This is a genomic window from Telluria sp. ZT3P26 (genome assembly GCF_059686035.1).
On the sequence record NZ_JCASII010000001.1, the window covers coordinates 42083 to 53450 of the forward strand.

An 11368-nucleotide genomic window follows, 5' to 3' on the forward strand; every position below is an offset into this window, starting at 1 on the left:
CCGGTGCGCCCTTTCTTGTTAACCAGCCTTATCGGCTGCAAATGACTCAGCTTGCTTTACGCGCCGCCTGGCACTGCGGGCAACTGCCGTAGATCGCCAGCGCGTGGTCGACGATCGTGTAGCCGTGGGTTTCGGCGATCATCTTCTGGCGCTGTTCGATTTCGTCATCGTAGAACTCTTCGACCCGGCCGCAGGTGACGCAGACGAGGTGATCGTGGTGCGAGCCGGCGTTGAGTTCGTAGATGGCCTTGCCGGTTTCGAAGTGGTTGCGGTTGAGCAGGCCGGCCTGCTCGAATTGCGTCAGGACGCGGTAGACAGTGGCCAGGCCGACGTCCATGTTTTCAGCCAACAGGATCTTGTAGACATCTTCTGCGGTGAGGTGACGCACGGCGCTGTTCTGGAAGATTTCCAGGATTTTCAGGCGCGGGAGCGTGGCCTTGAGGCCGCTTGCCTTCAGGTCGGTCGGGTTGTTACTCATGTTTGTTACTCGCATATTGGCGGAGTGCTTTATGATATAGCGTTTTGAAAGCTCCCGCTCGAACGATTTGAGGTTACCTATGCGCGTCAAACAAGCCGTATCCCATCGATTTTCCGCCAAGGCGGTGCTGGCGGCAGGTCTCGTCTGCACGCTGACGTTGTCCGGCTGCGCATCCTGGCGCAACCAGACCCGTCCGGCGCCACCGGTGGCAACGGACACGGCGGCCACCGCGGCCGACGCCGACAAATCGGCCGCCATCGCCAATGCCGGCGCGCAGACCGTGCAGGCTTCGCGCCTGCAAAAGTTCCTGTGGATCTTCTCGCCTTACCGTCCGGACATCCAGCAGGGCAACTTCGTCTCGCAAGAGATGCTGAACCAGCTGAAGGCCGGCCAGACGCGCGACCAGGTGCGCTTCCTGCTCGGCTCGCCTCTGCTGCTCGACGCCTTTCATGCCGACCGCTGGGATTACCCGTTCTACCTGGCCCGTGGCAATGGCGAACTGACCACCAGCCGCGTCACCGTGTTCTTCAAGGATGACGTGGTCGAGCGCTTCGAAGGCGGCAACCTGCCAAGCGAACGCGATTACATCGACCGTATCGCCGGCCCAGCCAAGGTGCCGGACAAGAAGGACAAGCCGGAACGCCGTCCGGTCGCACCGGTCACGGTGACCGCCCCGGCAACCCAGCAGTAAGGACTGCCATGACGATGTTGAATATCGCCGTAGCCGGCGCCAGCGGCCGCATGGGTCGCATGCTGATCGAAGCCATCCAGTACGCACCCGACGCCCGCCTGGCCGGCGCGCTCGACATGCCCGGTTCGCCGTTCATCGGCCAGGATGCCGGCGCGTTCGGTGGCTTCCTCACGGGCGTGATGATCGAAGACAGCATCAGGCACGGCCTGCACAACGCCGACGTGCTGATCGACTTCACCCGCCCTGAAGGCACGCTGGCGCACCTCGCGTACTGCGCCGCCAACGGCAAGCAGATGGTGATCGGCACCACCGGTTTCGATGACGCCGGCAAGGCCGAGATCGCCGCCGCCGCCGAGAAGGTCGGCCTGGTGGTCGCACCGAACATGAGCGTGGGCGTGAACGTCACGCTCAAGCTGCTCGAAATGGCGGCAAAAAGTTTTGCTGAAGGCTACGACATCGAAATCGTCGAAGCACACCACCGCCACAAGGTCGATGCACCGTCGGGCACCGCGCTCAAGATGGGCGAAGTCATTGCCGACGCTATTGGCCGCGATCTCAAGGAATGCGCCGTGTACGGGCGCGAAGGCGTCACCGGTGAGCGCGACCCGTCGACGATCGGCTTTGCCACCGTGCGCGGCGGCGACGTCGTGGGCGACCATACCGTCATGTTCCTGGGCACGGGCGAGCGCATCGAGATCAGCCACAAATCCAGCAGCCGCGTGACCTACGCCCACGGCGCGCTGCGCGCCGCGCGCTTCCTGGCAGACAAATCCCACGGCCTGTACGACATGCAGGACGTGCTGGGCCTGAAAGCCTGATATGGCCGTTGCACAACTGAACGGCGCCGCGATCGTCGACGAGGCGTCGTTTCATGCGCAAAGCCGGGCCGCCTTCGGTTTCCCGGCGTCGTACGCGAACAGCATCGACGCCTGGGTGGATTGCCTGAGCTACCTGCGCGACGACGAAAACATGACCCGCTTCCAGCTGGCGCCGGACGACGTGCTCGAGATCGTCATCGTCGACGCTGCGGCCATGAAGGCGGCCACGCCGGATCTGTTCGATGAGCTGGCCTTCTGTATCGGCGGCATCAACGAGCGGTATGAAGATTATGGCGAAACGCCGGCACTGAAACTCGTGCTGCGCTGAAATTGTCCGGGGCAGCGTTCAGCGGGCGCTGTCTCATTGCACCATCCCTGCCTGCACCACGCCACGCCGTAGTGCAAAATCAACAGGTTATAATGACCGGTTCCATCTCCCACATTACGTCTGCAGAAATCATGCAAGAAAAATATAGTCCAGCCGAAGTCGAACAGGCCGCCCAGGCCTACTGGAAATCGATCGACGCCTATAAAGCCGTCGAACACGATCCGCGTTTCCCCAAGGGCAAGTATTACGCCTGCTCGATGCTGCCTTACCCATCGGGCAAGCTGCACATGGGCCACGTGCGCAACTATACGATCAATGACGTGATGTACCGCTACCTGCGGATGAACGGCTACAACGTCCTGATGCCGATGGGCTGGGATGCATTCGGCATGCCGGCCGAAAACGCGGCCATGGCCAACAACGTGCCGCCGGCCGAATGGACCTATTCGAACATCGCCCACATGCGTGGCCAGATGGAGTCGATGGGCCTGGCGATCGACTGGTCGCGCGAGATGACCGCCTGCAAGCCGGACTACTACAAGTGGAACCAGTGGATGTTCCTCAAGATGCTCGAAAAGGGCATCATCTACCAGAAGACGGGCACCGTGAACTGGGACCCGGTCGACCAGACCGTGCTGGCCAACGAGCAGGTCGTCGACGGCCGCGGCTGGCGTTCGGGCGCGCTCATTGAGAAGCGCGAAATCCCGATGTACTACGTGCGCATTACCGAATACGCCGACGAACTGCTCGACCATGTCGACAACAAGCTGCCAGGCTGGCCCGAGCGCGTGCGCACGATGCAGGCCAACTGGATCGGCAAGTCGACGGGTGTGCGCTTCGCGTTCCCGCACACAATCCAGGATGACACCGGCGCGCCGATCGACGACGGCAAGCTGTACGTGTTCACCACGCGCGCCGACACGATCATGGGCGTGACCTTCTGCGCCGTGGCGCCGGAGCACGCGCTGGCCCAGCACGCGGCAAAGAACAACCCGGCGCTGCAGCAATTCATCGCCGAATGCAAGCTCGGTTCCGTCATCGAAGCCGACATGGCGACGATGGAAAAGAAGGGCATGCCGACCGGCCTGTTCGTTACCCATCCCGTGACCGGCGAGCAGATCCCGGTCTGGGTCGGCAACTACGTCCTGATCACCTACGGCGATGGCGCCGTGATGGGCGTGCCGGCACATGACGAACGCGATTTCGGCTTCGCCAAGAAATACAACCTGCCGATCAAGCAGGTCGTGGCCGTCGAAGGCCAGGAATTCTCGCTCGACGCGTGGCAGGAGTGGTACGGCGACAAGGACAACGGCCGCACGATCAACTCGGGCAAGTACGACGGCCTCGATTACACCTCGGCCGTCAACGCGGTCTCGGGTGAACTGGCGAGCCAGGACCTGGGCGCCAAGAAGGTCACGTTCCGCCTGCGCGACTGGGGTATCTCGCGCCAGCGCTACTGGGGCACGCCGATCCCGATGATCCACTGCGCCGAGTGCGGCATCGTGCCGGTACCCGAAGCCGACCTGCCGGTCGTGCTGCCCGAGCACCTGGTCCCGGACGGCACCGGCAATCCGCTGAACAAGGACGAAGCATTCCTCAAGTGCGACTGCCCGACCTGCGGCAAGCCTGCGCGCCGCGAGACCGACACGATGGACACGTTCATCGATTCGTCGTGGTACTACATGCGCTATACGTCGCCGGGTTCCAGCAACGCGATGGTCGACGAGCGCAACGATTACTGGATGCCGATGGACCAGTACATCGGCGGCATCGAACACGCCGTCATGCACCTGCTGTACGCGCGCTTCTGGACCAAGGTGATGCGCGACTTCGGCCTGGTCAAGTTCGACGAGCCGTTCGTGAACCTGCTCACGCAGGGCATGGTGCTCAACGAGACCTACTATCGCGAAGAAACCTCCGGCAAGAAGACCTGGTTCAACCCGGCCGATGTCGAGCTGACCTTCGACGACAAGGGCCGTCCGCAAAGCGCCGTGCTGAAGGCCGACGGCCAGCCGGTGGAAATCGGCGGCACCGAAAAGATGTCGAAGTCCAAAAACAACGGCATTGATCCGCAAGCGCAGATCGAGCAGTACGGCGCCGATACCGCGCGTCTGTTTACGATGTTCGCGTCGCCACCGGAGCAGACGCTCGAGTGGTCGAACAGCGGCGTCGAAGGCGCCAGCCGCTTCCTGCGCCGCGTATGGGCCTTCGGCTATGCGCAGCGCGAACGCATCGCTGCGGCACTGGCCGGTGAAGTGCAGGGCACCCACACCGACGCACAGAAAACGCTGCGCCGCGAAGTACACAAGATCCTGCAGCAGGCCGATTATGACCTGAAGCGCATCCAGTACAACACGGTGGTCTCGGCGTGCATGAAGATGCTCAACACGCTCGAATCGGGCAAGCTCGATGACAGCGCAGCGTCCAACGCGATCATCGCCGAAGGCTTCTCGATCTTCCTGCGTTTGCTGAACCCGGTCGCGCCGCACATCACGCACGCGCTGTGGCAGGAACTTGGCTTCGCCGGTGTCCATGGCGACCTGCTCAATGCCCCATGGCCGGAAGTCGATCCACAGGCGCTCGAACAGTCCGAGATCGACATGATGATCCAGGTGAACGGCAAGCTGCGTGGTTCGGTCAAGGTCGCAAAGGATGCCGACAAGGCGACCATCGAAGCGGCTGCGCTGGCCAGCGAAGCGGTGCAGAAGTTCATCGAAGGCACGCCGAAGAAGGTCATCGTCGTGCCGGGCAAACTTGTCAATATCGTGGTCTGATGATGAACCAGTCGAACAACAATTACTTCGTACGCGCCCTCGGTGCTGTCCTGCTGGTGGCGATGCTGGCGGGCTGCGGCTTCAAGCTGCGCGGCAGCGACGGCCAGTACAACGTGCCGTTCCAGAGCATCTGGCTGTCGTTCAACGAAGCCTCGCCGCTGGGCACGGAGCTCAAGCGCAATCTGCGCGCGGGCGACAACGTGCGCATCGAAGCCGATGCGTCCAAGGCCGAAGCGTTGTTCGATGTGATCAGCGAGTCGCGTGGCAAGTCGATCCTGTCGCTCAACAGCCTGGGCCGCGTGCGTGAATACTCGCTGAGCTACACGCTGGTGTTCCAGGTGCGCGACGCCAACAACCGCCAGTTGCTGGCGCCGACCGAGATCACCCTGCGCCGCAATATCGCGTTCGATGAATCGCAGGTGCTGGCCAAGGAATCCGAAGAAGCGCTGCTGTACCGCGACATGCAGTCCGACCTGGTGCAGCAGATCCTGCGCCGCCTGGTGGCGATCAAGCCGCTGGGGCCCGTGGTGGCGCCAGCGACGCCGGCTGCCGCCTTGCCGACGCCGTAAGCGATGCAACTGCGGCTCGAAGCGCTCGACGGCCACCTGGCCAAGAACCTGGCGCAGTTGTACGTGATCGCCAGCGACGAGCATCTGCTGGCGCTGGAAGCGGCTGACCGCATCCGCAAGGCGGCGCGCGCGCAAGGCTATACCGAGCGCGATGTGCTGAGCGTGGAGCGCACCTTCAAATGGGGCGAGCTGCTGGCCGCGAACCAGGCGCTGTCGCTGTTCGGCGACAAGAAGCTGATCGAGCTGCGCATACCGACCGGCAAACCGGGCAAGGATGGCAGCGCCGCACTGCAGGCGTATGCGAAAGACCTCAGCCCCGACAACCTGACGCTGATCACGCTGCCCAAGCTGGACTGGCAGACGGCCAAGGCGTCGTGGGTGACGGCGCTGCAGCAGGCGGCCGTCTACATCGATATCCCGAACATCGAGCGCGCGCAGTTGCCGGCCTGGATCGGCAACCGTCTGGCAGCGCAGGGCCAGAGCGCCGAGCGCCAAAGCCTGGACTTCATCGCCGACCGCGTCGAAGGCAATCTGCTGGCGGCGCACCAGGAGATTCAAAAGCTTGGCCTGCTGCACGAGCCGGGCAAACTGACGTTCGAGCAGGTGCACGACGCGGTGCTGAACGTGGCGCGCTACGACGTGTTCAAGCTGTCCGAGGCCATGCTGACCGGCGACACCGCGCGCCTGGTGCGCATGCTCGAGGGTTTGAAGGGCGAGGGCGAAGCGCTGCCGCTGGTCCTGTGGGCGGTGGCCGAAGAAATCCGCACGCTGCTAAAATTGAAGAGCGGGATGGGGCAGGGCCGGCCGTTGAATGCCCTGCTCAAGGAATACCGGATCTGGGGGCCGCGCGAGCGGATGATGGAACCGGCGCTGCGCCGCGTGTCGCTCGCGACGCTCGAAGCGGCGCTGCAAGAGGCAGCGCAGGTCGACCGCATGGTCAAGGGCTTGCGCGCCAAAAAATTCGCGGGCGACGCGTGGGATGCGGTGTTGCAGCTGGCGTTGCGGGTGGCGCGGTAAGGCCCTCCGCAGTAAATGCCTTGTTGGCCGCCGCTGGACATCGCCGCCGTGCGCGCGCCAGGTTAATGCAATGGGAAACTCGATGGACATCACCGCACACATGCACACGCTGGGCCAGCAAGCCCGGGTCGCCGCGCGCGCCATGGCACGCGCCGACACCGCCACCCGCAACCGCGCCCTGCACCTGATCGCCGACGCCATCGAGCGCGATGCCGATGCGCTGCGCGCCGCCAACGCGCAGGACATGGCGGCCGCCCAGGCGGCAGGCCTGGCCCCGGCACTGATGGATCGCCTCGCATTGTCCGACGCGGCGATTGCGACGATGGTCGCCGGCCTGCGCCAGATCGCCACCTTGCCCGACCCGGTTGGCGAAATCTCGAACATGAAGGTGCGCCCGAGCGGCATCCAGGTCGGCCAGATGCGCGTGCCGCTGGGCGTGATCGGCATCATCTACGAGGCGCGCCCGAACGTGACGGTCGATGCGGCCGGCCTGTGCATCAAGAGCGGCAATGCGGCGATCCTGCGCGGCGGCTCGGAAGCCATCCACTGCAACCGCGCGCTGGCCAGGCTGGTGGCCGAAGGCCTGGCTGGTGCCGGGCTGCCGCAGGCGGCGGTGCACGTGGTCGACACGGTCGACCGCGCCGCCGTCGGCGCGCTGATCACGATGCCGCAGTACGTGGACGTGATCGTCCCGCGCGGCGGCAAGGGGTTGATCGCGCGCCTGATGGCCGAGGCCACGGTCCCGATGATCAAGCACCTCGATGGCATCTGCCACGTCTACATCGACGACAAGGCCGATATCGACAAGGCGCTGGCCATTGCGTTCAACGCCAAGTGCCACCGCTACGGCACCTGCAACACGATGGAAACGCTGCTGGTCGCGCGCGGCATCGCGCCGACCGTGCTGCCACGCCTGGCCGAACTGTATGCCACCAAAGACGTCGAGCTGCGCGCCGATCCGGAAGCGTTCGCGATCCTGGCCGGTTATCCGCATCTGGTCGCGGCAACGCAAGAAGACTGGTCGACCGAATACCTGGCCCCGATCCTGGCCGTGAAGGTGGTGGCGGGAATCGACGAAGCGATGGACCACATCGATGCGTATTCGTCGAAGCACACCGAATCGATCGTGACCGAAGACCACAGCGGCGCGATGCGCTTCCTGCGCGAAGTCGACTCGGCATCGGTGATGATCAATGCATCGACGCGCTTTGCCGATGGTTTCGAATACGGCCTGGGCGCCGAGATCGGCATCTCGAACGACAAGCTGCATGCGCGCGGGCCGGTGGGCCTGGAAGGCCTCACGTCGCTCAAGTATGTCGTGTTCGGGCACGGCGAAGTCCGCAACTGAATTCAACCTTCACCACAAGGAAAGCATGTACCTCTGGATCAAAGCACTGCACATCGTCTTCATTGCGTCCTGGTTCGCCGGCCTGTTCTATTTGCCGCGCCTGTTCGTCAACCTGGCCGAGGAAACCAACCCGGCGGCGCGTGACCGCCTGCTTGGCATGGCGCGCCGGCTGTACCGCTTCTCGATGATCCTGTCGGTGCCGGCGGTGCTGCTGGGCGCGTGGCTGTGGATGGGGTACGGCATCCAGGGCGGCTGGCTGCATGCCAAGCTGCTGCTCGTGTTCCTGACGATCGGCTACCATCACATGTGCGGCGGCATCCTCAGGAAATTCGAACGCGGCGTCAATACGCGCAGCCACAAATGGTATCGCTGGTTCAATGAAGTGCCAGTGGTGCTGATGCTGGCGATTGTCATTCTGGTGACGGTCAAGCCTTTCTAAGCAGGGCAGGATGCGGGTCTTGCATCGGCCCGCGCCCGACAAACGTCATTCCCGCGAAGGCGGGAATCCAAGGTGCCTGCATAGCCAAAAGCATGCTCTTGTGGCTGCGCTAATGACTTGGATTCCCGCCTACGCGGGAATGACGATTTTGAAGTTTGCGGTTTAAATAATTCACGGTCATCCAGCTTCAAGGCTGACGCGTTATCTCTACAGAATCATCAACGGACAAAGGGTACCCCTCATGGCTTCCTATTTTTGCCCATGCCCACGCGGCATGGAAGCGGCACTGGCCGAAGAAATCGGCGAAATCGCCGCACAAAGCACCACGCTGAAAGTGCACAACCAGGTACCGGGCGGCGTGCACTGCTCGGGCACGATGCAGGACGCCTGGCTGCTCAACCTGCATTCGCGCATTGCGTCGCGTGTGCTGATGCGCATGGCCCAGCGCAGCTACACCACCGAAAACGACATCTACGACCTGGTGCTCGAGCAGACCTGGGAAGACTGGTTCGGCCCCGATCACACGATCCGCGTCGACGTCACGGCCGTCAAGTCGCCGCTGCGCAGCCTCGAATTCACCACGCTCAAGATCAAGGACGCCATCTGCGACCGCTTCCGCGACCAGTATGACAAGCGCCCGTCGGTCAACACGCGCGAACCCGACATGCGCATCGTCGGCTTCCTCGACGCCCGCAATTTCATCGTCTACCTCGACACCTCGGGCGAAGCGCTGTTCAAGCGCGGCTGGCGTGAAGAAACGGGCGACGCGCCGCTGCGCGAGAACCTGGCTGCAGGCCTGCTGCGCGTGTCGGGCTGGAAGCCCGGCGTGCCGCTGTTCGACCCGATGTGCGGTTCGGGCACGATCCTGGTCGAAGCCGCCCAGATGCTGCAAGGGATTCCATCCGGCGCACGGCGCAGCTTCGCCTTCGAAAAATTCGCCGACCACGACCGCCAGGCCTGGGCCGCGATGAAAGCCGCAGTCAAGCCGAACGTGCTGCCGCAGGAGCCGACCATCTTCGGCTCGGACATCTCGGGCGACATGGTCGAAATGACGCGCCATAACCTGAAGATCGCCGGCATCCTGTTCGACGTGCCGCTCAAGCAGATCGAAGCGCAGCACGTGTCGGCGCCGACGACCGCGCCGGGCATCCTGCTCACCAACCCGCCGTACGGCGAGCGGATCGGCGTGCGCGGTGACAGCACCGTGCCGCAGGACGACATGGCGGCCGGCTTCTATGCCGCGTTCTCGACGACGCTCAAGCAGCGCTTTGCCGGCTGGACCGCCTATCTGTTCACGGCCGACCTGGGCCTGCCGAAGATGCTGCGCCTGAAAGAGTCGCGCAAGACCCCGTTCTTCAACGGCGCGCTCGAATGCCGCCTGTTCCGTTTCGACATGGTGGCGGGCTTCAACCGCCGCGAGGAAGCCAAACCAAAGCAGGACTGACCCGGACCGCCCGATGCTGCCAGAACCATCCGATCTTCCCAAGGACCCCGTCACCCCCGTGCCGGCGCCGCCGCCCCACAAGATCGCGATGCTCTCGGCAGGCGGGCTGGCAACGCTGCTGGCAGCACTGTCGATGCTGGGGCCATTCTCGATCGATGCCTACCTGCCGGCTTTCCCGCAGATCCAGGCCCAGCTTGCCGCCACGCCGCTGCAGGTCCAGCAGACCCTCACTGCCTACATGCTGGCCTTTGCCGGCATGGTGCTGTGGCATGGCGCGCTGTCCGATGCGTTTGGGCGCCGCAACGTGATCCTGGTGGCGCTGGTGGTGTTCGCGATCGGCAGCTTTGGCTGCGCCTCGGCGTCCTCGGTCGAATACCTGTGGGTGTTTCGGGTGCTGCAGGGCGTGTCGGCCGGTGCCGGCGTGGTGGTGGGGCGCGCGATCATCCGCGACCTGTATTCCGATACGGCGGCGGCGCGCCTGCTGTCGATGGTCACGATGATCTTCTCGATCGCTCCGGCCATCGCGCCGGTGGTGGGCGGCTGGATCGTCACGCTGCTCGACTGGCGCGCGATTTTCCTGGCACTGTCGGTCTACACGGTGCTGCTGTTCTGGTTCTGCTGGAAGCACCTGCCCGAGACGGTGCCGCCGACCGAGCGCCAGCCGTTCAATCCGCGTTTCCTGGCGCAGAGCTACGGCGCCATCTTCAGCTCGTTCCTGTTTCTGACGATGGCCGGCGTGACGGCGCTGAATTTCGCCGGCCTGTTTTTGTACATCGCCGCGGCGCCCGTCATGCTGCCCGAAAGCCTGGGCCTGGGCCCGTCCGAATTCGCGTGGCTGTTCGTGCCGACCGTGAGCGGCATCTTCTTTGGTTCGCTCGTGGCGAACCGGCTGGCCGGCAAGATGGATTTCGCGCGCCAGATCCGCATGGGCTTTTTCTTCATGCTGGGCGCCGTAACGTTCAATGTGGTCTACCACGCGTTCTTTCCGCCGGCCCTGCCGTGGTCCGTGGCGCCGATGTTCTTCTTTACCTTTGGCAGTTCGCTGATCGCGCCCGGCGCGACGCTGCTGGCGCTCGACCTGTTCCCGCGCATTCGCGGCACGGTGGCGTCATGCCAGTCGTTCCTGCTGACGCTGCTGGGCGCGATCGTGGCCGGCGCCGTGGCACCGGCGCTGTCGCATTCGGTGCTGGCGCTGGCGCTCGGCCAGGCGTTCTTCGTGCTGCTGTCGCTGGCGTGCTGGGATACGGCGCGGCGCCATCGCCGCAAACTGCGCGCCCGGGGCCAACCCACGGCCTGATGACGCATCCGGTGGAGCATGAATCGCGGAAATAGTCGTATCGTTGCAACAAGTTTGGGAGGGCGTCTGTGTTTACACCCGGAGGCGGCGCCTTGCAACGAGTATTCCCGTAACTATTGTTCCTGATCAGAAATGTATATATGTTACGATACGTTTTTATCACCT

The 11368-nt window shown here is 63.8% G+C and carries 11 protein-coding genes; 10 read left to right on the forward strand and 1 reads right to left on the reverse strand.

The genetic code is table 11. The features are described from left to right. Positions 1-46 precede the first annotated feature (46 nt). The gene (gene fur, locus AC56LN_RS00215) at positions 47-478 is read right to left on the reverse strand and encodes a ferric iron uptake transcriptional regulator (protein WP_183556044.1); all 432 of its coding nucleotides are present in this window, start codon (positions 476-478) and stop codon (positions 47-49) included. A 79-nt stretch (positions 479-557) separates the two neighbouring features. Here fur and AC56LN_RS00220 point away from each other — a divergent pair, with 79 nt between their 5' ends. The 10 genes from AC56LN_RS00220 (at position 558) to AC56LN_RS00265 (ending at position 11203) form a co-directional block, all read left to right on the forward strand. Then, a complete protein-coding gene (locus AC56LN_RS00220) occupies positions 558-1169 on the forward strand; it encodes an outer membrane protein assembly factor BamE (protein WP_499569327.1) in 612 nt (203 codons plus the stop codon). Between the two features lie 8 nt (positions 1170-1177). Further along, on the forward strand, positions 1178-1987 hold the full coding sequence (dapB, locus tag AC56LN_RS00225) for a 4-hydroxy-tetrahydrodipicolinate reductase (RefSeq protein ID WP_499569328.1): 810 nt from the start codon (positions 1178-1180) through the stop codon (positions 1985-1987). 1 nt (position 1988) lies between these two features. Next, complete coding sequence (locus AC56LN_RS00230) at positions 1989-2315, forward strand: barstar family protein (protein WP_482896457.1); 327 nt, start codon at positions 1989-1991, stop codon at positions 2313-2315. Positions 2316-2446: 131 nt separating this feature from the next. After that, positions 2447-5089: a leucine--tRNA ligase gene (gene leuS / locus AC56LN_RS00235; RefSeq protein ID WP_499569329.1), complete on the forward strand. Its 2643-nt coding sequence runs from the start codon at positions 2447-2449 to the stop codon at positions 5087-5089. Continuing rightward, entirely contained in the window at positions 5089-5658 is a 570-nt protein-coding gene (locus AC56LN_RS00240; protein ID WP_499569330.1) for an LPS-assembly lipoprotein LptE, read from the forward strand. The genes leuS and AC56LN_RS00240 overlap by 1 nt, the downstream gene beginning before the upstream one ends. 3 nt (positions 5659-5661) lie before the next feature. Beyond that, positions 5662-6675, forward strand: a complete 1014-nt coding sequence (gene holA, locus AC56LN_RS00245) for a DNA polymerase III subunit delta (RefSeq protein WP_499569331.1) — start codon at positions 5662-5664, stop codon at positions 6673-6675. A gap of 82 nt (positions 6676-6757) precedes the next feature. Further along, positions 6758-8023 (forward strand): glutamate-5-semialdehyde dehydrogenase, encoded by a 1266-nt coding sequence (locus tag AC56LN_RS00250; protein WP_499569332.1) that lies wholly within the window; start codon positions 6758-6760, stop codon positions 8021-8023. A gap of 25 nt (positions 8024-8048) precedes the next feature. Continuing rightward, positions 8049-8462 (forward strand): CopD family protein, encoded by a 414-nt coding sequence (locus tag AC56LN_RS00255; protein WP_499569333.1) that lies wholly within the window; start codon positions 8049-8051, stop codon positions 8460-8462. A gap of 241 nt (positions 8463-8703) precedes the next feature. Then, complete coding sequence (locus AC56LN_RS00260) at positions 8704-9906, forward strand: THUMP domain-containing class I SAM-dependent RNA methyltransferase (protein WP_482896451.1); 1203 nt, start codon at positions 8704-8706, stop codon at positions 9904-9906. 13 nt (positions 9907-9919) lie between these two features. Further along, positions 9920-11203, forward strand: a complete 1284-nt coding sequence (locus AC56LN_RS00265) for a multidrug effflux MFS transporter (protein ID WP_499569335.1) — start codon at positions 9920-9922, stop codon at positions 11201-11203. The last annotated feature ends 165 nt before the right edge of the window (positions 11204-11368 follow it).